The sequence below is a fragment of the Agromyces sp. CCNWLW203 genome (genome assembly GCF_036576125.1).
Classification (GTDB): Bacteria; Actinomycetota; Actinomycetes; order Actinomycetales; family Microbacteriaceae; genus Agromyces.
Map to the genome: position 1 here is coordinate 75,828 of NZ_JAZHYX010000005.1, position 23,247 is coordinate 99,074.

19 protein-coding genes are annotated in these 23,247 nt (G+C 69.8%); 13 read left to right on the forward strand and 6 right to left on the reverse strand.

Translation table 11 applies throughout. The features are described 5' to 3' along the window. Positions 1 to 13 precede the first annotated feature (13 nt). The 3 genes from VPH61_RS12555 to VPH61_RS12565 all read right to left on the reverse strand — a co-directional run bounded on the left by VPH61_RS12555 (position 14) and on the right by VPH61_RS12565 (position 2,622). Positions 14 to 1,024: a putative F420-0 ABC transporter substrate-binding protein gene (locus VPH61_RS12555; RefSeq protein ID WP_332063840.1), complete on the reverse strand. Its 1,011-nt coding sequence runs from the start codon at positions 1,022 to 1,024 to the stop codon at positions 14 to 16. 109 nt (positions 1,025 to 1,133) lie between these two features. Then, complete coding sequence (cofD, locus tag VPH61_RS12560) at positions 1,134 to 2,129, reverse strand: 2-phospho-L-lactate transferase (RefSeq protein WP_332063841.1); 996 nt, start codon at positions 2,127 to 2,129, stop codon at positions 1,134 to 1,136. A 109-nt stretch (positions 2,130 to 2,238) separates the two neighbouring features. Next, positions 2,239 to 2,622 (reverse strand): DUF4406 domain-containing protein, encoded by a 384-nt coding sequence (locus VPH61_RS12565; protein ID WP_332063842.1) that lies wholly within the window; start codon positions 2,620 to 2,622, stop codon positions 2,239 to 2,241. 49 nt (positions 2,623 to 2,671) lie between these two features. On the opposite strand from VPH61_RS12565, the gene VPH61_RS12570 reads away from it, so the two are divergent. Then, positions 2,672 to 3,430: a DeoR/GlpR family DNA-binding transcription regulator gene (locus VPH61_RS12570; protein WP_332063843.1), complete on the forward strand. Its 759-nt coding sequence runs from the start codon at positions 2,672 to 2,674 to the stop codon at positions 3,428 to 3,430. Between the two features lie 185 nt (positions 3,431 to 3,615). Next, positions 3,616 to 5,655 (forward strand): elongation factor G, encoded by a 2,040-nt coding sequence (locus tag VPH61_RS12575; RefSeq protein WP_332063844.1) that lies wholly within the window; start codon positions 3,616 to 3,618, stop codon positions 5,653 to 5,655. A 3-nt stretch (positions 5,656 to 5,658) separates the two neighbouring features. Here VPH61_RS12575 and VPH61_RS12580 read toward each other — a convergent pair whose 3' ends face one another. Next, the gene (locus tag VPH61_RS12580) at positions 5,659 to 6,108 is read right to left on the reverse strand and encodes a redoxin domain-containing protein (protein WP_332063845.1); all 450 of its coding nucleotides are present in this window, start codon (positions 6,106 to 6,108) and stop codon (positions 5,659 to 5,661) included. 91 nt (positions 6,109 to 6,199) lie between these two features. Here VPH61_RS12580 and VPH61_RS12585 point away from each other — a divergent pair, with 91 nt between their 5' ends. Then, positions 6,200 to 6,646, forward strand: a complete 447-nt coding sequence (locus VPH61_RS12585) for a MarR family winged helix-turn-helix transcriptional regulator (protein ID WP_332063846.1) — start codon at positions 6,200 to 6,202, stop codon at positions 6,644 to 6,646. 38 nt (positions 6,647 to 6,684) lie between these two features. Here the strand turns inward: VPH61_RS12585 and VPH61_RS12590 are convergent, their stop codons facing one another. Together VPH61_RS12590 and VPH61_RS12595 are read right to left on the reverse strand one after the other, a co-directional pair. Then, on the reverse strand, positions 6,685 to 7,596 hold the full coding sequence (locus VPH61_RS12590) for an ion transporter (protein ID WP_332063847.1): 912 nt from the start codon (positions 7,594 to 7,596) through the stop codon (positions 6,685 to 6,687). A gap of 157 nt (positions 7,597 to 7,753) precedes the next feature. Beyond that, positions 7,754 to 9,169: an aminotransferase class I/II-fold pyridoxal phosphate-dependent enzyme gene (locus VPH61_RS12595; RefSeq protein ID WP_332063848.1), complete on the reverse strand. Its 1,416-nt coding sequence runs from the start codon at positions 9,167 to 9,169 to the stop codon at positions 7,754 to 7,756. Positions 9,170 to 9,434: 265 nt separating this feature from the next. On the opposite strand from VPH61_RS12595, the gene VPH61_RS12600 reads away from it, so the two are divergent. The 10 genes from VPH61_RS12600 (at position 9,435) to VPH61_RS12645 (ending at position 23,126) form a co-directional block, all read left to right on the forward strand. Next, positions 9,435 to 10,283 (forward strand): nitrilase-related carbon-nitrogen hydrolase, encoded by an 849-nt coding sequence (locus VPH61_RS12600; protein ID WP_332063849.1) that lies wholly within the window; start codon positions 9,435 to 9,437, stop codon positions 10,281 to 10,283. Positions 10,284 to 10,313: 30 nt separating this feature from the next. Continuing rightward, on the forward strand, positions 10,314 to 11,750 hold the full coding sequence (gene hydA, locus VPH61_RS12605; RefSeq protein WP_332063850.1) for a dihydropyrimidinase: 1,437 nt from the start codon (positions 10,314 to 10,316) through the stop codon (positions 11,748 to 11,750). 24 nt (positions 11,751 to 11,774) lie between these two features. Continuing rightward, a complete protein-coding gene (locus VPH61_RS12610) occupies positions 11,775 to 12,791 on the forward strand; it encodes a TIGR03842 family LLM class F420-dependent oxidoreductase (RefSeq protein ID WP_332063851.1) in 1,017 nt (338 codons plus the stop codon). Further along, complete coding sequence (locus VPH61_RS12615; RefSeq protein WP_332063852.1) at positions 12,788 to 13,747, forward strand: ABC transporter permease; 960 nt, start codon at positions 12,788 to 12,790, stop codon at positions 13,745 to 13,747. Before VPH61_RS12610 ends, VPH61_RS12615 begins: the two co-directional genes overlap by 4 nt. Then, positions 13,744 to 14,601 carry an ABC transporter ATP-binding protein gene (locus VPH61_RS12620; protein ID WP_332063853.1) on the forward strand — a complete coding sequence of 286 codons (858 nt, stop codon included), beginning with the start codon at positions 13,744 to 13,746 and terminating at the stop codon, positions 14,599 to 14,601. The genes VPH61_RS12615 and VPH61_RS12620 overlap by 4 nt, the downstream gene beginning before the upstream one ends. 35 nt (positions 14,602 to 14,636) lie before the next feature. Continuing rightward, complete coding sequence (locus VPH61_RS12625) at positions 14,637 to 15,440, forward strand: ABC transporter permease (RefSeq protein WP_332063854.1); 804 nt, start codon at positions 14,637 to 14,639, stop codon at positions 15,438 to 15,440. Next, the gene (locus VPH61_RS12630) at positions 15,437 to 16,600 is read left to right on the forward strand and encodes an ABC transporter substrate-binding protein (protein ID WP_332063855.1); all 1,164 of its coding nucleotides are present in this window, start codon (positions 15,437 to 15,439) and stop codon (positions 16,598 to 16,600) included. Before VPH61_RS12625 ends, VPH61_RS12630 begins: the two co-directional genes overlap by 4 nt. 84 nt (positions 16,601 to 16,684) lie before the next feature. Further along, entirely contained in the window at positions 16,685 to 18,028 is a 1,344-nt protein-coding gene (locus VPH61_RS12635; RefSeq protein WP_332063856.1) for an aspartate aminotransferase family protein, read from the forward strand. Positions 18,029 to 18,031: 3 nt separating this feature from the next. Continuing rightward, positions 18,032 to 19,582: a CoA-acylating methylmalonate-semialdehyde dehydrogenase gene (locus VPH61_RS12640; RefSeq protein ID WP_332063857.1), complete on the forward strand. Its 1,551-nt coding sequence runs from the start codon at positions 18,032 to 18,034 to the stop codon at positions 19,580 to 19,582. A gap of 529 nt (positions 19,583 to 20,111) precedes the next feature. Next, entirely contained in the window at positions 20,112 to 23,126 is a 3,015-nt protein-coding gene (locus VPH61_RS12645) for a M66 family metalloprotease (RefSeq protein WP_332063858.1), read from the forward strand. The last annotated feature ends 121 nt before the right edge of the window (positions 23,127 to 23,247 follow it).

Genomic DNA, 23,247 nt, shown 5'->3' on the forward strand with positions numbered 1-23,247 from the left:
ACGCTCTGCGGCATCAGAAGCCGAGGGCCCCGAGCTGCTCGACGAGCGACGCGACGGCACCGACGTTGCGCACGCCCGCCTCGGTCGCCGGGAAGTCGACGACGAGGTAGCGCTTCTGCTGCACCGCGGGCAGGGCTGCGGTCGCGGAGTTCGACTCGAGGTGGGCGATCTTCTGCTTGGCGGTGTTCCACGCGGCGTCGACGAGCACGATGACGTCGGGGTTCGCGGCGACGATCGCCTCCCAGCCCATCGACGTCCAGGTGTCCTCGACGTCGGCGGCGATGTTCTCGAGGCCCGCGGCCTGCATGATCATCTGCGGTGCGCCGATGCCCGCGCCGACGAACGGCGTCTCGTCGCCCGAGCTGTACCAGAGGGCCGTGAGGCCGTCGGTGCTCGGCTCGATCGCGTCGAGTTCCGCACGCTGCGTCGCGACCAGGTCGGCCGCGGCATCCGGGACGCCGAAGATGTCGCCGGCCTCTTCGAACTCGCGGAAGACCTCGTCGAACGTGAGCGGGTTCGGCATGTAGCCCTCGCCCTTGCACGCCGCCGGCGCGACGTACGTCGCGACGCCGAGCTTCGCGAGCGTCTCGCGGTCGCCCGCGCCCTCGGCGGAGAGGTTGGACTCCCACCCGGCGAAGACGAGATCGGGCTCCGCGGCGAGCGTCGCCTCCTGCGACGGCACCTTGTCGGAGAGCGCCTCGATGCTCGCCGCGGCTTCGCTGTACGCCTCAGGCACTGGTCCATCACTGAAGGCCGAGCCGATGACCCGGTCTTCGAGGCCGAGGGCGAGGAGCAGCTCGAGGGTCGACGACTTAATCGTCACGACGCGTTCGGGTGCCGACTCGAAGACGACCTCGGTGCCGCAATTGTCGATCGTGAGCGGGTACGCAGATGCCGCGGCGTTGCCGGCCTCGTCGGCCGCACCGGGCCCGGTGGAGCCGGCGGCACTGCCGCTCGCGCAGCCCGCGAGGAGGAGGACCGCGGCGACGGGCGCGGCGATGACGAGGGAACGGAACGTGGGCATCAGGCCTCCGGATGGCGTGCGAGTAGGGCGCCGACGTTGTCGGGGACTCGCAGCCCAATGCCGGGCCGCACACGCCGATCAGATCCAGATCGACGGGTCGGCCACCAGTCTAGACCGCGAGGTCGAGCGCCGCACCGGCGAGAGCGGCCGAGGTGTCGAGGTCGCGCATCCAGAGTGGAACCGCCGCCGCGGTCAACCCGATCGCCTCGAGCGACGGGACCGCAGCGGCATCCGCCTCGTCGACGAGCCAGCCGTCGAGCAGCCCGCCCGACTGCCGCGAACCGTAGTGCCGGCCGACCGCCTCGGCGCTCGTCTCGACGCCGATGACGGGCAGGCACGCGTCGGCCATGCCGCGCACGACCTTGCCGCCGATGATCGGCGAGACGCCGATGACGCGCGCCGAGGTCTCGGCGAGCGCCTCGCGGATGCCCGGGACGGCGAGGATCGTGCCGATCGAGACGACCGGGTTCGACGGGGCGATGAGCACGACATCGGCGCCCAGGATCGCTTCGACGACACCGGGCGCCGGGCGGGCGGACGCGATGTTCCGTTGCCGGAATGCGACCGCGGGCAGGGCGGCGCGGTAGCGCGTCCACCACTCCTGGAAGTGCATCTCGCGCTCGCCGCCGAGCTGGTCGGGGTCGGCGACGAGCACGTCGGTGTCGACCTCGGTGTCGGTCGCGGGGATCAGCTGCACGCCGAGCGGCCAGCGCTGCTGCAGGCGATGCGCAACCTGCGACGGCGTCGCGCCCTCGCGGAGCCACGCCGTGCGCGCCAGGTGGGTGCCGAGGTCGAGGTCGCCGAGGGTGAACCACGGCCACCCGACGCCCCACTCGCGGAGCTCGGCGGCCACGCGCTCGGTCTCGCCCACCCGGCCCCAACCGCGCTCGGTGTCGTTCACGCCCGCGAGCGAGTAGAGCAGCGAGTCGAAGTCGGGCATGAGGCGCACACCCGCGAGCCAGATGTCGTCGCCCGTGTTGACGACGACGGTGACGGATGCCTCGGTGCCCCCGTCGCCGTCGGGCCAGCGCCGCGCGCACTCCTCGCGCACGCCGCGCACGAAGCGCGAGCCTCCGACTCCGCCCGCGAGCACCGTGATCTGCACCGTCCAACCCTACGGCCGCGGGGTGGCCGTCATTCGGGATCACTCGTGTCGCACGGGACCGTGGATATCCGCGGTCCGGTGCGATACGAGTGGTCCGGCGCCCTGGTCGTCAGCCCGCGGCGGTCGCGAGCACCGGGATCTCGTCGATCGAGCGGTACACCGGGATGCCCCTGGCCTCCGCGATCCGCACGTCCTGATCGGCGCCCTGCGAGGCGCCCTCGAGGCGCAGCACGGCGTCGCAGTGCTGCAGCAGGCGGTGGGCGGTCGTGTACATGACGTCGCCATCGGATGCCTCTGGCCCCGAGACATCCGTCGCCGCCACGCGCAGAATCGGCAACGCGACCCATTCGCCGATCATCGGCACATGGCCGCGCTCGTAGATCGGCCAGGAGGCCTCCTCGAGTCGCTCGAGGTTGCGGGCGATGCGGGCGGGGTCGCCGTCGGTGCCGGAGCGGTAGGGGCCGGCGATGAGAATGAGCAGTGGTTTCGACATGTCGGCCACCATAACGTGCAAGAATGTGAACAAACAAGGAGGAACGTGCATGCTGACCGCGCAACGCCGTGAACTGCTGCTCGAACGGCTGCGGCGAGACGGCCGCATCGTGGCGGCCGACGCGGCGGCCGACCTCGGCATCTCCGAGGACACCATTCGCCGCGACCTCCGGGAGCTCGCGGCCGCGGGCCTCTGCCAGCGGGTGTATGGAGGAGCGCTGCCCGCCTCGCCGGCCGTCGAACCCTACGAGGCGCGCACCCGCATCGAGCCCGAGAGCAAGCACCGCATCGCCCTCGCGGCGGCGAGTCTCATCGAACCCGGCTCGACCGTGCTGCTCGACGGCGGCACGAGCACCCTCGCGCTCGTCGGCGCACTGCCGCGGTCGCTGCACGCGACCGTCATCACGCACAGCCCGACCATCGCGGTAGCGCTCGCCGAGCACGAGCACATCGAACTCCAGCTCATCGGGGGCCGGGTCTACCGGCATTCGATGGTCACGTGCGGGGCGATCACCGTCGAGGCGCTGCGCGAGGTGAGCGCCGACCTGTTCTTCCTCGGTGTCACCGGGGTGCATTCCGAAGCCGGCCTCACCACCGGCGACGCCGAGGAGGCGGCCATGAAGCGCGCCCTCGCCCGCTCGGCCGCCGAGACATATGTGCTCGCGAGCACCGAGAAGATCGGTGCCGCCTCCACGTATCGGGTGCTGCCCCTCGACGAGGTGGCGGGCGTCGTCACCGATGCGGATGCCGCGTCGCCCGCGATGCTCGAACTCGACCGCGCAGGCGTCAGGCTCATTCAGGCGCACTGAGTGCCGCCTTGCTGTCCGCGGCCGTAGCGTCGCGTCGGGACCACTCGTGTCGCGCGGGACCATGGATGTCGGTGGTCCCGTGCGAGACGAGTGGTCCGAGCCGAATCGAGCCGCAGAGGGCTGGCGCTCGCGCTCCGCCGGGTACACGATGGTTCGGACAGCACCGCACCGGCGCGGGAGGCCATATGAACTCGGCATCGACCCCCACCCACCGCACCATCGCGCTCGTGGGCGGAGCGGGTTCCGGCAAGACGACGCTGCTCGAGGCGCTGCTGCTGCGCGCCGGCGCGATCCCGCGTGCGGGCAGCGTCGAGCAGGGCAGCACGACGGGTGACCACGAGCCCGAGGAGATCGCGCGAGGCATGTCCCTCGGGCTCTCGCTCGCGCACCTGGGGTGGGCGGCGCCCGACGGCACCGAGCACACCATGACCCTCGCCGACGCACCGGGGCATCCCGATTTCGTCGGCGGCCTCGACACGGCACTGGCGGTGGCGGATGCCGCGTTGCTGGCCGTGAGCGCGGTCGACGGCGTGACCGCGGGCACGCGTTCCGCGGCGGCCGCCGCGCAGGCCGCCGGGGTGCCGCTCATCGTCGTCGTCACGCAGGAGGACAAGGCGCGCGCCGACTTCCGGCGGGTGCTCGGCGAGCTCCGCGAGGTGTTCGGCGACCGCCTCGTGGCGCTCGAGCTGCCCCTGGGCGAGGAGCACGACTTCACCGCGCTCGCCGATGTGCTGAGCGAGCAGGCCCTCGTCTACGACGTTTCCGGCCGCCATCGCGACGAACCGATGCCGGCCGGGGCGGCGGACGAGGAGCACCGGCTGCACGTCGAGGTCACCGAGGAGATCGTCTCGCACGACGACGAGCAGCTCGAGGCGTATCTCGAGGGGCGCGAGCCCGCGGCATCCGCTCTCGAACGAACGCTGGCCCGCGAGGTCGCAGCCGGCCGTGCGATCCCGGTGGTCGTGTGCTCCGCGCTGACCGGCGCCGGTGTCGACCGCGTCGCCGACCTCGTGTGCGCGCTGGCGCCATCGGCGCTCGAACGCGACAGCCGCATCGTGATGGGCGGCACCGAGGTCGCGGTGGCCCCGAACCCCGATGGCGACACGGTGCTGCACGTCTTCCGCACGGTGGCAGACCCGTTCGTCGGGCAGGTGTCGATGTTCAAGGTGCTCTCGGGGGTCGTTCACCCGAGCGACCGACTGGTCAACGCCACGACCGGCGCCGATGAACGGCTGCACGGGCTCTTCCGGCTGCGTGGGGCCGAGCACCTGCCCGCCGACGCACTGCGGGCGGGCGACGTGGGCGCGGTCGCCAAGCTCACCGGATCGCCGTCGGGCACCCTGCTCTGGAACCGTGCGAGCGGCAGCGCCGCGCCTGCACCGCTGCCGCATCGCGAACCGGTCTTCGCGCTGAGCCTGACCCCCGCCACGCAGTCCGACGACGAGAAGCTGATGACCTCGCTCGGCCGTATCGTCGCCGAAGACCCGACGCTCATGATCGACCGCACCGGCGGCCACGCGATCCTCAAGGGCCTCGGCGACACGCACCTCGAGGTCGCCGTCGAACGCCTCGCGCGCGTCTTCGGCGTGCACGTCACCACCGCACCGGCGCCCATCGCGTATCGCGAGACCATCGCGCGCCGCGCCGAGGTCGAGGGGCGGCTCAAGAAGCAGTCGGGCGGGCACGGCCAGTTCGCCGTCGTGCAGCTGAAGGTCTCGCCGCTGCCGCTCGGCGGCGGCTTCGAGTTCGTCGACTCCGTCGTCGGCGGAGCCGTGCCGCGCTCCTACATCCCGGCCGTCGAGAAGGGTGCCCGCGACGCTCTCGCGGCCGGCGGCCCGCAGGGACATCCGGTCGTCGACGTGCGGGTGGAGCTCGTCGACGGCAAGTCGCACTCGGTCGACTCGTCGGACATGGCCTTCCGCACGGCGGGATCGATCGGGGTGAAGGCCGCGCTCGCCGAGGCCGGCACGGTGCTGCTCGAACCGGTCTCGCTCGTGACCGTCACGGTGCCGAGCGAACTTCAGGGCACGGTGTTGACCGACTTGTCGGGACGACGAGGGCGCGTCACCGCCACCGATGTCGTCGGCGACGGCCGGGCGCGCATCGTGGCACACGTGCCCGAGGCAGAACTCAGCCGCTACGTGCTCGACCTGCGATCGATCACGGGCGGCCGAGCCGAGCTGACCATGAGCGCCGACCACTACGCCAGGGTGCCGAAGACGTGAAGCTCAGCCCAGCGCTCTGAGGATCTCGCGTCGGGAGAAGCTCGCGGTGGGCAGGGCACTGGTGCGCTGTGCGAGCACCCGCCCGGAGCCGTCGACGACGAACGTGCCGCTGTGCTGCAGGGTCAGGAACCGGCCGAGCCCGACGTCGCGGTGGTGCTCGCCCGATGCGAACACGCGCAGCGTCGTGCGCCGGGCGACGCTCGCCGCCTCCTCTCCGCCGCCCGGGGTGACGATGACAGCGCGCGCGCCGCGCAGCAGGCCGGCATCCGACATTCGCTGCAGCTCGCGCACGTGGGCGCGGCACACCGGGCACGTGCTGGCTCGCATGAAGAAGACGACGGCACCGTGCTCGCCGATGGCGTCGATCATTCGCGTCGTGCCGCCCGAGCCATCGGTCAGCGGGATATCGGGGAGGGCGTCGCCGAGTGCTGGAACAGCGATGGTGTCTGACATCGATGACCTCGAATCTGGGAGGATGGCGGGTAGGAAACCGGGTTGCGTTAATAGTCAATCGCATTGCCTATTTTGTCAAGGAGGGTGCCTGATGCACGGTGACGCGTTGCGCGAGTTCGAGGAAGCCAGCCGGCACGACCTCACCCACACGATCGGGGCGGTCTCTCGAGCGCTGACGGCGGCCATCTTCCGGCGTCTGGCCGACCGCGGCTACGGCGACGTGCACCAGGCCCACGTGGCCGTCTTCTCGGCGCTTGACCCCGACGGCACCCGGGTCTCGACACTCGCGGCCCGAGCCGGCATCAGCCGGCAGGCGATGAGCGCCCTCGTGCGCACCCTGACGGCGGCCGCCTACGTCACCGCCGAGACCGACCCGAGCGATCAGCGCGCCACGATCGTGCGGCTCGACCGCCGCGGCGCCGAGTTCTGCCGAGCCGCGGTCGTCGCGTCGGCGGAGGCCAACGCCGAGATCGAGCGCTCGCTCGGCCCTGATCAGACGGCGCGGCTCAGGGAGATCCTCCGGGTGCTCGCCGGGTAACCGGCGAGCCGGCGACTGGCGCACGTGGCACGTGGAGCTCAGTCGGCGGCCGGGCCCGGAGCTGCGTCGGCCACGAGGCGGCGGAGTTCGGCCGTGGTGCGCTCGGACTGGGCGAGCAGCTCAGCGAGCCGGTCGCCGAGCTGGGCAGTGGCAGGTGCGCCCTGGTCCGCAGCACTCGATGCGACCCCGGCAGCGACCGCACCGGATGCGGCCCCCGCCGCCACCCCGCTCGCGGCGGCACTCGAATCAGCGATCGGAGTCGTGGCTGCGACATCCGGTGACGACGTCGGACTCGGCCCGAGGAAGAGGTTCGCGAGATAACCGGTGAACGTTCCGAAGATGCCGACGCCGACGATGATGATGAGCACGCCGAGGGCCCGGCCGGCGTTCGTCACCGGGAACTGGTCGCCGTAGCCGACCGTCGAGATCGTCACGATCGTGTACCAGAGCGCGTCGGAGGCCGAGGTGATGTTCGCGCCCTTGGCGTGCCCCTCCACCGCCAGGATCGAGATGCTGCCGAACTGGAACACGAGCACGCCGAGCAGCAGCAGCGTCATCAGGGTGCTGTTCGCGCGGTCGTGGATGAGCGTGTTCCAGATCGTGCGAGGGCCGACGTCGCGCATCAGCCTGTAGACGCGCAGGAGGCGGAAGATCCGCAGGATCTTCAGCTGCGGGAACGGCAGGCTCGCGAGGAGATCGGCCCAGCCGTATCCCCTGAGGAAGTAGCGTCCGGCCGATGGCGCCGTCGCCATGCGGTAGACGAAGTCCCCCAGGAAGATCACGCTGAACAGGGCGTTCATGACCGAGAGGATCTGCTGCAGCGCGCCGTCGCCGTGCATCGCGTAGACGAGCACGAGGTTCACGATCGACAGGATCGACAGCACCCCGATGAAGATCTCGTACGCGGTGTTCTTCAGCTCGGTGCGGGGCTTCACGCGGGGCGTGCGCATGGTGGTCTCCTCGACGTCGGGCGGCGCCGGCCGGCACTGGCCGCGGCACCATTGTCGCGTGACGAGGGCACGGTCGACGGGATCGGCGCGACCGGCGCGTCCAGCGCGCGGGCGTCCAGCGCACGGGCGCTCAGCGCCGTGCCCGACACCCGTCTCGTCAGTACCCTCCGGCCACGACGTGCTGCGCCGAGCTCGCGAGCGCATCGGCCACTTCGTCGATGTCGCTCCGCACCATGCCGACGGTGACGCGCACGAAGTCCCCGTCGCGCCGCGACGACCGGCCGTTGCCGGTGCCGTTCGTTGCGGGGGACGACGCGGCCAGGAACGGCGTGCCCGCCGCCACCCGCACACCCGAGGCCGCGAGCTGCACGAGCGCCGAGCGCTCGCTGAGCACGGGCATCCAGAGGTTCACGCCGTCGGCCGTGGCGACCGGAACGCCGCGCGCCCGCAGCGCGTCGCCGAGCGCGCGCTGCCGCGTGAAGTACTGCCTGCGCGCCTCGGCGACCGCGTCGAGCGAGGTGCCGTCGGTGAGCAGGTCGAGCAGGATCGTCTGCAGCATCCGCGACGTCCAGCCGGGGCCGAGCATGCGGCGCGCGGCGATGCGATCGACGAGGTCGCGGGGGCCGCCGACCGCGGCGATGCGCAGGTCGGGGCCGTGCGACTTCGAGAAGCTGCGCACGTGCACGACCTGCTCGGGCAGCCACGTGCCGAGCGTCACGTCACCCGCGGTCGAGATCATGCCCGAGTGGTCGTCTTCGACGACGACGACGCCTTCGGCGCGTTCAGCCGTGCGGATGACGCGCGCCAGCGCCTCGGCGCGGTCGGCGGTCATCGACGCCCCCGTGGGGTTCTGCGCCCGGGGCTGCAGCAGCACCGCGACGGGCTGCCGGCGCAGCGCCGCGGCGAGTCCCTCGGGCGTCATGCCGGCCTCGTCGACGGCGACCGGCACCGCCTCGGCGCCGAGCAGGTCGAGGAGGTCGAGGAACGGGGGGAAGCCGGGGCTCTCGACGACGACCCGGTCGCCGTAGCGCACGACCTCGTCGAGGGTGCGCGAGATCGCGTCGAGGGCGCCGTCGACGACCATGATCGTCTCGGCGGCCGATGGCCAGGAGTCGGCGAGCACGGCTGCCAGCCCCGGGATCACGGGCTCCGCCTGGTAGCTGCCGGTCTCGGCGCGCGCGGAGACGCGTGAGAGCGCCGGCCCGAGCGCCGGCAGCAGGAGCGGGTCGGGCGTGCCGCGCGAGAGGTCGAGGCGCACCGGGTCGTTCGGCGCGGCCATGCCGCGCATGCGCGGTGCCAGCCAGCCCTGCGAGAGCGGCCGTACGAAGCTGCCGGCACGCCCTCGCGACTCGATGAGCCCGGTGCGCGAGAGCGCTTGCCAGGCCTGGCTCACCGTCGCCGGGCTGACGCCGAGTTCGCTCGCCAGTTCGCGCACGGTCGGCAGCCGGGTGCCGGCGGCGAGCTCGCCCGAGTTCACGAGTCGTGCGATGACCCCGGCGATGCCGCGCGGGGTCGTCTCGCCGAACTCCGCGAGCGCGATGAGGTCTGCGCCCTCGAGTCGAATCGCCGCCATTCGAGATCCATTCACATGAATACCTGACACGACCATTGCCTCCTCACGACGTGAGGGACAAGATAAGTAACCACAACGTCACAGTGTGAAACACAAGAGAAATGTTCACGCCGAACAATAACAGAACGGGTCGCGCATCCGTTCGGAAGCTCCGGACACCGCCGTCCGCAGCACCAGCCTCGGCGTCACAGCACCACCCGGTGAGCACCTCTGTTCCACGCCCATCGAGTGCACGGCAATGACGCCGACCGACTCAGGAGGCATTATGACGATCGTCCGAGCGGCCATCACGCAGACGACCTGGACCGGCGACAAGGAGTCCATGCTCGACAAGCACGAGCAGTTCGCCCGCGATGCGAAGGCGCAGGGCGCCCAGGTCATCTGTTTCCAGGAGCTCTTCTACGGCCCCTACTTCGGCATCACCGAAGACGCGAAGTACTACGACTACGCCGAGCCCGCCGACGGCCCGATCGTGCAGCGCTTCGCCGCGCTCGCGAAGGAGCTCGGCATGGTCATGGTGCTGCCGATCTACGAGGAGGAGCAGCCCGGCGTCTACTACAACACCGCCGTCGTCGTCGATGCCGACGGCACGATCCTCGGCTCGTACCGCAAGCACCACATCCCGAACCTCGACAAGTTCTGGGAGAAGTTCTACTTCCGCCCCGGCAACCTCGGCTACCCGATCTTCAACACGGCCGTCGGCCCGATCGGCGTCTACATCTGCTACGACCGGCACTTCCCCGAGGGCTGGCGCGAACTCGGCCTGAACGGCGCGCAGATCGTGTTCAACCCGAACGCGACGAAGCCGGGCCTCTCGAACCGGCTCTGGGAGATCGAGCAGCCCGCCGCCGCCGCCGCGAACGGCTACTTCGTGGCCGCGGCCAACCGCGTGGGCCTCGAAGACAACGAGTACGGCGAGCTCGCCGTGAACTTCTACGGCAAGAGCCAGTTCGTCGACCCGCAGGGCAACATCGTCGGCGACTACGGCTCCGAGACCGAGGAGGAGGTCGTCGTGCGCGACCTCGACCTGGACATGATCCGGAACGTGCGCAACGCCTGGCAGTTCTACCGCGACCGCCGACCCGACTCGTACACCTCCATCCCCAAGCCGTGACGCCGGTCGAGTAGCGACGAAGGAGCGAACATGACCACCACCCTCATCACCGGCGGCACGGTCGTCAGCGCCACGGGCCGCGCCGCCGCCGACGTGCTCGTCGACGGCGAGACCATCCGTGCCGTGCTCGAACCGGGCAGCAGCATTCTGGGCACGGATGTCGCGGCATCCGTCGACCGGGTGATCGACGCCTCGGGAAAGTACGTCATCCCCGGCGGCATCGACGCGCACACGCACATGCAGCTCCCGTTCGGCGGCACCGAGGCATCCGACACCTTCGAGACCGGAACCCGCGCTGCCGCGTGGGGCGGCACGACCTCGATCATCGACTTCGCGGTGCAGACCTACGGGCAGCGCATCGAAGACGGCCTCGCGGCGTGGCACGAGAAGGCCGCGGGCAACTGCGCGATCGACTACGGCTTCCACCAGATCGTCGGCGACGTGAACGAGGCGTCGCTCGCGACGCTGCGGCGCCTGCCCGACGAGGGCATCACGAGCTTCAAGATGTTCATGGCCTACCCGGGCGTCTTCTACTCCGACGACGCGCAGATCCTGAAGGCCATGCAGGTCTCGCGTGACACCGGCATGCTCACGATGATGCACGCCGAGAACGGCCCCGCGATCGACGTGCTCGCCCAGCAGCTCGTCGACCAGGGCAAGACCGACCCCTACTACCACGGCATCGCCCGCGCCTGGGAGATGGAGGAGGAGGCGACGCACCGCGCGATCATGCTCGCGAAGCTCACCGGCGCCCCGCTCTACATCGTGCACGTGTCGGCGAAGCAGGCCGTCGAGCAGCTCGCCTGGGCGCGCGACAAGGGCCAGAACGTCTACGGCGAGACCTGCCCGCAGTACCTCTACCTGAGCCTCGAAGACCAGCTCGGAGCGAAGGGCGAGCAGTGGGGTGCGTTCGAGGGGGCGAAGTGGGTCTGCTCGACGCCGCTGCGCTCACGTGAAGAGGGCCACCAGGACTCGATGTGGCAGGCCCTGCGCACGAACGACCTGCAGATGGTCTCGACCGACCACTGCCCCTTCTGCATGAAGGACCAGAAGGAACTGGGCTTGTCCGATTTCCGCAAGATCCCCAACGGCATCGGTTCGATCGAGCACCGCATGGACCTCATGTACCAAGGCGTCGTGACGGGCGAGATCACCCTCGAGCGCTGGGTCGAGCTCACGTCGACCACGCCGGCCCGCATGTTCGGCCTCTACGGCACGAAGGGCGTGATCCAGCCGGGCGCCGACGCCGACATCGTCGTCTACGACCCGAACGGCCACACCTCGATCGGGCTCGAGAAGACGCACCACATGAACATGGACTACTCCGCGTGGGAGGGCTATGAGATCGACGGCCACGTCGACACGGTGCTCTCGCGGGGCAAGGTCATTGTCGACGGCGACCAGTACCTCGGCGCCAAAGGCGACGGCCGGTTCCTCAAGCGCGGCCTCTCGCAGTACCTCATCTGAGCTGACCCGACCTGAGAGGCATCCATGGAATTCGGAGCGGTCCTGCAGACCAACCCACCGGCATCGCGCACCATCCAGCTCGCGAAGCTCGCCGAGAACCACGGGTTCACGCACGTGTGGACCTTCGACTCGCACCTGCTGTGGCAGGAACCGTACGTCATCTACAGCCAGATCCTCGCCGAGACCCGCAAGGTCAAGGTCGGACCGTTCGTCACCAACCCGGCGACGCGCGACTGGACGGTGACGGCGTCGATCTTCGCGACCCTCAACGAGATGTACGGCAACCGCACGATCTGCGGCATCGGCCGCGGCGACTCCGCGGTGCGCGTCACGAACGGCAAGCCGACGACGATCGCCGAGCTCCGCGAGGCGATCCACGTGATCCGCGAGCTCGCGAACTCGCGCCCGGTCGAGTACCACGGCTCGCAACTGCAGTTCCCGTGGAGCCACGGCTCGGAGCTCGAGGTCTGGGTGGCCGCGTACGGCCCGATGGCGCTGAAGCTCACGGGCGAGGTGGGCGACGGATTCATCCTGCAGCTCGCCGACGTCGACATCGCCGCGTGGATGATCAAGCACGTGCGCGACGCGGCCGAGGCCGCCGGGCGCGACCCGATGTCGATCAAGTTCTGCGTCGCCGCGCCCATGTACATCGGCGACGACTGGGAGCACATGCGCGAGCAGTGCCGCTGGTTCGGCGGCATGGTCGGCAACCACGTCGCCGACATCGTCGCGAAGTACGGGGCGCACGGCGCGGTGCCCGATGCGCTCACCGACTACATCAACGCCCGCGAGGGCTACGACTACAACGAGCACGGGCGCGCCGGCAACACGCACACGAGCTTCGTGCCCGACGAGATCGTCGACCGGTTCTGCGTGCTCGGCACGGCCGAGCAGCATATCGAGAAGCTCGAGCAGCTGAAGGCGCTCGGCGTCGACCAGTTCGCCGGCTATCTCCAGCACGACAACAAGGAGGAGACGCTGCGGATCTACGGCGAGACCGTGATCCCGGCGCTCTCCGAGCACCTCACGGCGAAGGCATGATCGAGACCGGCGTGCGCGAGACGACGGCGACGGATGCCGCGGCGCCGGTGTACGGCTCGCGTGCGCCGCGTCGCCCGGGGCGGGCGGGCCGTGAGCTCGGCCGCTGGGTGTGGGGCCTCGCCGGCATCCTCTTCGTCGCCCTGATCTGGGAGGGCTACAAGCTGCTCGGGCCCGCCGACGGCGTCGTGCTCGGCGACCTCCGGGTGCTGCCGCGCACGACCGACCTGGCGATGCCCCACATCTGGGACATGGGCGTACGTCTCGCCGCGCCGGTGACCCGGGCCGACGACGCGCTGCCGCTCTGGGGAGTCGTCGCACTCGCGGCACTCACGACGCTCGGCATCGCGGCGGTCGGGTGGCTCGTGGGCGTCGTCGTCGGCATCGGCCTCGCCCTCGTGATGCAGCGGTGGCGCATCGCCGAGTGGGGGCTGCTGCCGTGGATCGTGCTCAGCCAGACCGTGCCGCTCATCGCCTTCGCACCCGTCGTGAAGAGCTGGGGCTCGCGCGTCGAGATCGGCGCCTTCGAGTGGCAGGACTGGATGTCGGTCGCGCTCATCGCGAGCTACCTGGCCTTCTTCCCGATCGCGATCGGCGCGCTGAAGGGACTGCAGTCGCCCGACCGCATCCACACCGAGCTCATGCAGACCTACGCCGCCGGGTACTGGCAGACGCTCGTGAAGCTCCGCTTCCCGGCATCCGTGCCCTACCTGCTGCCCGCACTCAGGCTCGGCGCGGCGAACGCGGTGATCGGCGCCGTCGTCGCCGAAGTGTCGACCGGACTGCAGGGCGGCATCGGCCGCATCCTGATCCAGTTCGCCGGGCAGGCCTCGGGCGACCCGGCGAAGGCATGGGGGCCGATCTTCGGCTCGATCGTGCTCGGGCTCGTGGCTGCAGGGTCGGTCGCGCTGCTCGGCGTGATCCTCAGGAACTACCGACGAACGGAGGAGGCCGCATGACCGGAGTCGAGGGGTTTCGAGAGGCTCAACGGGCAGATCCTGCCGCCGTCGAGATCAGCGGGGTCGACAAGGTCTTCGAGACCCGCACCGGCCAGGTGCAGGCGCTCGACGCGATCGACCTCACGGTCGCGGCCGGCGAGTTCGTCTCGCTCATCGGCCCGAGCGGATGCGGCAAGTCGACGCTCATGCGCCTCATCGCCGACCTCGACCAGCCGAGCTCGGGCACGCTCTCGGTGTTCGGCAAGTCGGCGAGGAAGGCGCGCCTCGACCAGGAGTACGGCATCGCGTTCCAGCAGGCGGGTCTCCTGCCCTGGCGCACGGTTGCGGGCAACGTGGCGCTGCCGCTCGAACTGCACGGAGCGGCATCCGCTGCTCGAAGCGCTCGTGTCGCCGAACTGCTCGACATGGTGGGGCTCTCCGACTTCGCCGACCGCTACCCCGACCAGCTCTCGGGCGGCATGCAGCAGCGCGTCGCGATCGCCCGCGCGCTCGCCGAGCAGCCGCGCCTGCTGCTCATGGACGAGCCGTTCGGCGCCCTCGACGAGATGACGCGCGAGAAGATGCAGACCGAACTCGTGCGCATCTCGGCCGAGACCGGCGCGGCCGTCGTCTTCGTGACGCACTCCATTCCCGAGGCCGTGTTCCTCTCCGACCGCGTCGTCGTGATGTCGCCGCGTCCCGGGCGCATCCAGGAGATCGTGCCGATGCGCCTCGGCGCCGACGCGCAGCGGGCGGCCCGCACCGAGGAGCTCCGCGAGGAGCGCGGCTTCTTCGACATGGTTACGGCCGTGCGTGAGGCGCTGCACGGCGGCTCGCCGATCGCGACGGGCGCGCGCGGAGTGGAGAACCGCTGATGTCCGCTGTCACTGCCGGATCGGGGCCACGGGGCATGAGCCCCCGCACCGAGACGACGCTGCGCATCGTCGCGCCGATCGCGGTGGGGCTCATCGTGCTCGGCTTCTGGCAGTTCCTCGTGAGCGTCGTCGGCGTGAGCGACTACCTGCTGCCGAGCCCGGCATCGATCGTCGAGGAACTCATCGCCTACTGGCCGTCGGTCGTGCAGGCGACGCTGCTCACGGGCACCAACGCGCTGCTGGGCCTCATCGTCGGCTCGATCTTCGGCATCGCGGTCGCCGCGCTCGCCGCGAGATGGCGGCCGATCGACCAGATGAGCGCCCCCGTCGTCGCCTCGCTCGCGGTCATCCCGATCGTCGCCCTCGCTCCTGTGCTGAACTCCATGTTCGGCGCCGACAGCCAGTTCGGCCGGCAGGCGATCGCCGCCCTCGCCTCGTTCGTTCCCGTCTTCATCAACACGCTGCGGGGCTTCCGCCAGACGACGCCCGTGCACCGCGACCTGATGAAGGCGTACGCCGCGACGTCGGGTCAGGTGCTGCGCACACTCACCCTGCCGACGGCGAGACCGTTCATCCTCACCGGCATCCGCATCGCCTCGTCGCTCGCCGTGATCTCCGCCCTCGTGGCCGAGTACTTCGGCGGGCCGCGCGGCGGCCTCGGCGGACTCATCTCGACGTCGGCAGCCTCGAGCGCCTATGCACGGGCCTGGGCCTACGTCGTGGCATCCATCGCCCTCGGCCTGCTCTTCTACCTCGCGACCCTCGGCCTCGAACGGCTGCTGCAGCGTCGCGTTCCGACCACCACCGCACCGAACCGCACCACGAAAGGACCGACATGAACCACAGCAGACGTCGATTCGCGACGATCGGCGGCGCGCTCGCCATCTCGGCGGCGCTCGTCCTCACCGCATGCTCGGGCTCCGGCGACGGATCCGGAGGCGACGCCGGAGACGGCGGCGACGGAGGCGACCTCACCTCGGTGAAGCTCCAGCTCCAGTGGCTGCCGCAGGGTCAGTTCGCCGGCTACTTCGCGGCCGTCGATCAGGGCTACTTCGAAGAGGAGGGACTGGACGTCGAGATCATTCCCTCGGGCGGCGACATCGTGCCGCAGGATGCGCTCGCCAACGGCGACGTCGACTACGCGATCGCCTGGGTACCGAAGGTTCTCGGTTCGATCGAGCAGGGCGCGAACCTCACGAACATCGCCCAGATCTTCCAGAAGTCGGGCACCCTGCAGGTCTCGTGGGCCGACTCGGGCATCGACTCCGTCGCCGACTTCGAGGGCAAGAAGATCGGTTCGTGGGGCTTCGGCAACGAGTGGGAGATCTTCGCGGCCATGGCCGCCGAGGGGCTCGACTCCTCGACCGTGCAGATCATCACGCAGGACTTCAACATGAACGCCTTCCTGCAGGGCGACATCGACGCGGCGCAGGCCATGACCTACAACGAGTACGCGCAGCTGCTCGAGACGCCGAACCCCGACACGGGCGAGCTCTACCAGCCCGAGGACTTCAACGTCATCTCGTACGAGGACACCGTCGGGGCGATGCTGCAGGACGCGATCTGGGCCGACACCGAGCGACTCGAGGGCGACGAGGAGTACCAGGAGACGACGGTCGCGTTCCTGAAGGCCGTCATCAAGGGCTGGATCTACGCGGCCGAGAACCCGGAGGCGGCATCGGAGATCACGATCGCCGAGGGCTCCGGCTGGGGTCCGAGCCATGAGCTCTGGATGGTCAACGAGACGAACAAGCTCATCTGGCCCTCGCCGAACGGCATCGGAATGATCGACGAAGCCGCATGGGATGCGACCGTGAAGGGCGCGCTCAGCGCCGTGAACGAGTCGGGCGCGAGCCCCATCACCGAGGAGCCGCCGGCGACCGCCTGGTCGAACGAGTGGATCACGCAGGCGCTCGACGAGCTGAAGGCCGACGGCGTCGACGTCACGGGCGAGGGGTTCGAACCGATCGAGGTCGAACTCACCGAGGGCGGTAACTAGCGAGCGGATGCCGCGTTGCCGGCGCAACCGGCCGGCCACGCGGCATCCGGCTCACGAGAGAACGATGAGAAAGGCAGCGAAGCCATGACCGACACGAACACCGGAGGCGGCCTCACCGACGGCCTCGACGAACTCGCCCGCGAACTCGATCGCGAGCACGTCTTCCACTCGTGGTCGGCGCAGGCCAGCGCGTCGAACCTCGTGATCGCGAGCGGCCGCGGCAGCCGGGTCTGGGACCACGCCGGCCGCGAGTACCTCGACTTCTCGAGCCAACTCGTGAACGTCAACATCGGCCACCAGCACCCGTCGGTGGTGCAGGCGATTCGGGAGCAGGCCGAACTCCTCACCACGGTCGCCCCGTCGACCGTGAACCTCGCGCGCGGCGAGGCCGCCAAGCGCATCGTCGGGCACGCGCCATCCGGGTTCCGCAAGGTGTTCTTCACGAACGGCGGTGCCGACGCGAACGAGAACGCCATCCGCATGGCGCGCCTGCACACGGGCCGCGACAAGGTGCTCTCGACCTACCGCTCGTACCACGGCAACACGGGAGCGGCCATCGTCTCGACGGGCGACTGGCGCCGCATCCCGAACGAGTTCGCCCGAGGTCACGTGCACTTCTTCGGGCCCTACCTCTACCGCTCGGAGTTCTGGGCCGAGACTCCCGAGCAAGAGTGCGAGCGGGCGCTGCAGCACCTCCGGCGCGTGATCGAGGCCGAGGGACCGTCGTCGATCGCAGCAGTGCTGCTCGAGACGATCCCCGGCACCGCCGGCATCCTCGTGCCGCCGCCCGGCTACCTCGCGGGCGTGCGGGAACTCTGCGATCGGCACGGCATCCTGCTGATCCTCGACGAGGTCATGGCCGGGTTCGGCCGCACCGGCCGGTGGTTCGCGTTCGACGGCCACGACGTGCGCCCCGACCTCATCACCTTCGCCAAGGGCGTGAACTCGGGGTACGTGCCGGTCGGCGGTGTGATCATCTCCGACCCGATCGCCGCGACCTTCGATGAACGCGTCTTCCCCGGCGGCCTCACCTATTCGGGACATCCGCTCGCGATGGCCTCGATCGTCGCCGCGCTCGACGCGATGGCCTCGGAGGGCATCGTCGACCACGCCCGCGAGATCGGCGAGACCGTCATCGGCCCGGCGCTCGCCGAGCTCGCCGAGCGGCACGCCGCCATCGGCGAGGTGCGCGGCGAGGGCGTGTTCTGGGCGATCGAACTGGTCGCCGACCCCGCGACCCGTGAACCGCTGTCCGCCGCGGCGATGGGCCGCCTCAAGTCCGCGCTCCTCGAGCGCGGGCTCCTGCCGTTCGTGCAGGACAACCGTATCCACGTCGTGCCGCCGTGCGTCGTCACGGCCGACGAGGTCGCCGATGCGATGGCGATCTACGACGACGTACTCCGCACCGCACTCGAAGGAGAGGGCTGACCCATGAGCCAGACAGACCGCACCGACCAGACACTCGCCGAGACCCAGCCGCTCGCCGGCGGGCTCGCCACCATCGAGCACTGGATCGACGGGGCATCCGTCGCCGGCGACCCGAGCCGCAGCGGGCCCGTCTACAACCCGGCGCGCGGCGTCGAGCAGAAGCGCGTGCACTTCGCCTCGACTGACGACGTCGACACCGCCGTGCAGGCCGCGGCCCGCGCGTTCCCGGCCTGGCGCGACACCTCGATCGCGAAGCGCCAGCAGGTGATGTTCGCCTTCCGCGAGCTGCTGAACGCGCGCAGCGGCGAGCTCGCCGCGATTCTCACGAGCGAGCACGGCAAGGTGCTCTCCGATGCCGCCGGCGAGATCGCCCGCGGCCTCGAGGTCGTCGAGCTCGCGTGCGCGATGCCCGGCTACACGAAGGGCGAGTACTCCGAGAACGTGTCCACCGGCATCGACGTGTACTCGACGAAGCAACCGGTGGGCGTCGTCGGCATCATCAGTCCCTTCAACTTCCCGGCGATGGTGCCGCTCTGGTTCTTCCCGCTTGCGATCGCGACGGGCAACACGGTCGTGCTGAAGCCCTCCGAGAAGGACCCGTCGGCCGCGATCTGGCTCGCCCGGCTCATGAAAGAGGCGGGTCTGCCCGACGGCGTGCTGAATGTCGTGCACGGCGACAAGGTCGCCGTCGACGCGCTGCTCGAGCACCCCGTGGTCCGGTCGATCTCCTTCGTCGGCTCCACGCCGATCGCGAAGTACATCTACGCGACCGCGACGGCCAACGGCAAGCGCGTGCAAGCCCTCGGCGGGGCGAAGAACCACATGCTCGTGCTGCCCGACGCCGACCTCGACCTCGCAGCCGACGCCGCCGTCAACGCCGGCTTCGGCTCGGCGGGGGAGCGCTGCATGGCGGTCTCGGTCGTGCTCGCGGTCGACACGGTCGCCGATGAGCTCGTCGCGAAGATCAGCGAGCGGATGTCGCGGCTCACCACCGGCGACGGCACGCGTGGCTGCGACATGGGGCCGCTCATCACGCGCGAGCACCGCGACAAGGTCGTGGGATACCTGGATGTCGCGGCATCCGACGGGGCGACCGTCGTGGTCGACGGCCGCTCGGTCGAGATCGACGGCGAGGCCGACGGATTCTGGCTCGGCCCGACCCTCGTCGACAAGGTGCCGCTGTCGTCGTCGGTGTACCGCGACGAGATCTTCGGGCCGGTGCTCTCGATCGTGCGCGTCGACGGCTACCAGGATGGGCTCGAGGTCATCAACGCCTCGCCCTACGGCAACGGCACGGCGATCTTCACGAACGACGGCGGTGCCGCCAGGCGGTTCCAGCGCGAGGTGACGGTCGGCATGATCGGCATCAACGTGCCCATTCCCGTGCCCGTCGCGTACCACTCGTTCGGCGGCTGGAAGGACTCGCTGTTCGGCGATGCCAAGGCCTACGGCCCCCGCGGCTTCGACTTCTTCACCCAGGAGAAGGCGGTGACGTCACGCTGGCTCGACCCGAGCCACGGCGGGCTGAACCTGGGATTCCCGCAGCACGACTGAGTTCCCGTCGCGGGCCGGATCCGGAGTTTCCGCAACCCGATCGAACCGAGCGCCGTGATTGAGCGTTGCGTGAGCGTCGAGTGCGCGAGCGGCCGCGGATCCGAGGCGCCCGGGCCGCCACTGCGCGCCACGGCGGTCACGATGTGCGCGCAGCCGACCTGATCGAAAGCGGGCCGCTCGGGTGCCCTCACCCGATGGCGTCGAATCTGCCTCTTGACGACCTTTCACCGATGCGACAAGCTCGGCGCGAACTGAACGATTCTGCGCACTTCAGCCTGTTTCGATCAGTGCGAGTCAGTGTCGAGAGGCAAGGTCGGCCGGGGTGACCTTTCTCTACGTTCGGCACTGCCGTAGTCCGCACCTCGGTTCGAATTCCGTCGTTCCGCGTCCGCGCGGCCGGGTGACTGCCTCCTTGGCACTCTCGGCGGCCGGCACTGATCTGGACGTGCGACGAACGGTCCAAGGGGAAGGCCACACGAAGAAGATGTTCACGCTCTCGAGGTCACCGAATCGACCGAGATCCCGTTCGTTGCTCGCCGCCCAGTCCGCCTGCATCGCGGCGATCCTCGCTCCACTCGGGGTGCTGGCGGTCGAGCCGGCGCACGCCGCCGAAATCGCCGCCACGTCGACCGACCAACTCGGCTTCTACGACGTGCTGCCCGCCGGAACCGAGCGGACGATCCGGAACGATCTGACAGGGAGCTTGCCGGGCATGGTCCAGTTCGCTCAGAGCCACACGGTGAATCCGTCGGGCAACGCGGCAGCGAATCTCCCGACGCTCGTGGCCGAACGCACTGCGCTGCTCCTGTTCACGCCGGCCGCGCAGACGGGCAGCGTGACCGTCGACGTTCGCGTCGACGGAGTCCTCGTCGCCTCGCTCCCCATGGCCGACCCCGCGCACATCCCCGACGACGACGTCGTCGACCGGCTCGGCCGGCCCGCCGTCGTCTACAGCGAACGCGCATGGTCGGTCGAACTTCCGTGGAACCTGGTGGTACCGGGTCTGTCCCTGAGCTTCACCGACGACGGCGCCCGAACGGGCACGCTCGACGCGGCGGAGATCGACTTCGCTGCGCCGACCGAGCTCGTCATCAACGGCACCGAACTCGGCATGCTCACCGACCCGCCGACCGGGTCGGGTCATCTCATGCTCACGGATCCCGCTGCGGCCGGGTCCGACTACTTCCAGACGATCCCCGTCTCCAAGCTCATCATCGCCGAGTACGAGCCGGTTCAGCTCGACCGGGTCATCGTCGCATCCGGCCAGATCTACGCCGCACCGAGCTCGAGCGCGGTCGAGGGCGGGGTCTACAGCGGCGACATGCGCGAGCAGGTCGCGAAGGCGCAGTTCAGCACCGGAGTGAATCTCGCGAGCTTCGGCATCACGAGCGCCCCGATGAACCAGCAGCAACCCGGCACCTTCAACCAGCGGGTGTATCACCACGCCGCGGGTCTTTACACGAACGGTCGGGTCGTGCACGGACTCTCGGGCGGCAACGGCATGGCAACGTTGTACGACTCCGTCGGCAATGAGTGGAGCCACGAACTCGGCCACAGCTATGGGCTCGGACACTATCCCGGCGTCGACTCGAGCAAGACCGGCGACGAGCGGGTCATCAACGCCACCCATCACAGCGAGAGCGGCTGGGGATATATCGACTACCGCAACCGGATGCGGTCGAACCTCTGGAGCAACCGGGCGTTCGATCCTGCCGGCACGGATGTGAGCGGCACGATGTTCCAGCAGAACTTCGCAGGCCAGTACAACTATCAACGCGACGCGATGTCGGGCGGCAGCCCGACGAGCGACCTCTCGCAGTACACCCACCACACGGGGTACAGCGCGCAGCGGATCCAGACGTCACTGCGGACCGTGGTACCCGATGCCGCCTATCCGAGCGGCTACCGCGACTGGGATCCGGTGACCGGTGAATGGATCGATGCGAAGGTCCGCAACGCCGCCTTCTCGGCAACAGCCCCCGCGGCGGTCGGTGTCCCCGTGACCACGCTCCTCGGTGGCTACAACCCCGCCGCCCCCGCCCAGACGCTCCTGTACCCAGGGTTCCGATCGAACTACGGGAACGTCTTCGATCACCCGGCGGTCACGACGGACGGCACGAACACCACGCGTGTCTGCTGGGCCGAGATCACCTACCTCGGAGGCTCGGTGCAGACCATCGGCATCAATGCGTCGGACGGGGTGAAGCAGGTGAACATCAACCTCGCCACGAGCGCAGATCCGAGACAGGCGCGGCTGCTCTGCAGAACCGCCGGCGCCACCACGCAACTCGGGGACGTCGTGAGCTTCGACACGGAACGGGCTCCGATGCCCCCCGCTGTGGTCATCGGCCAGGAGCATGGATACGACGCGCTGCGGGCCGAGGAACTCGCCGAGCTCGAGACGGCGCTCACCGCGATGAGCACCGAGCCCGCACCGGTGCCGGATGCAAGCACCCTCGTCCTGCTCGATTCCTGGGGCGAGGATCTCTCGGGGCTCAGCCCCGAGGCGAACGCTGTCGCCGACCGGATCACGCAGCTGCGCGCCCAGGCGGCCGAGATCGACGAATACGTGGCATCCCACCAGGCCGAACTCAGCGCCGGCCGCAAGACCGAACTGCATCGCCGGCTCACGGAGCACGGATTCGTCGAGAACGCGGACCGGTTCCTGCCCACGGGGTCGCAGGTCACAGTGGACGGCGGTAGATGCCTGGCACTCGACCTCGCGCAACCCGTTGCGAAGGTCGTGACGACGGATGCCGCCGGCTGCGCCGACGTTGCCGCACAGCGCTGGTTCATCGATGTGCGCGGTGCGCTGCACAGCGCCGCAAGGCCGGGCCTCTGCGTCGTGGCGGCCACTCCCGTCGGGCTCGCCGCCTGCGAACTGGAATCGGCTGCGCAGCAGTGGCGTCCCGAGGTCGACGGCCACCTGCAGAGCGTCGCTGAGCCATCGAAGTACCTCGACCTCTACCGGCAGACCGGCCTACCCGGTCTCTACGGTCGCGCATCGGGGGCGAACCAGCTCTGGATCGGTCTCCAGCAGAGCGCGAATCCGGCGATGGCTCTGCTCGCATCGGCGACGCTCAGCACGCTGTTCGAGACCGCTGACCACCGGGTGCTCTCCGAGTTGCCGCGGCAGTTGGCCGACAACGGTTGGGGGCCGGTCGAGATCGACGAGAGCAACGGAGAGCAGGCTGTCGGGGACGGCGGCGCGCTCTCGGTCGCCGGGACCGTCGCCTCGCACGGGTTCGGCGTCCATGCAGACAGCGTGATCGAGATCGTGCTCCCGGCCGGCTGCACCCGGCTCACCGGATCTGCCGGTGTCGACGACGAGACCGCGGTCCGTGGCAGCGTCGTGATGAGCCTCGTCGGCGACGGCGCGGAGCTGTGGACGAGCCCGACGCTGCGAGGCGGCGAGGAGGCTGCGGCCTTCGATCTCGACCTCACGGGCGTCGGAACGCTGCGGCTCGTCACCGGAACGACAGGCGACGGCGACGCCTGGGACCATGCCGATTGGTTGGCGCCGACACTGACTTGCACCGCATAGACGGTATGTGGTGACCGTCTCGCTCAGAGGGCCACCACATGCCGCCTGGCTCGAGCGGTTCGGCAACTCGAGAGAATCGCGCACCGGGATTGCGCGTTGCAGGAGCGCCGACGGTTCGAGC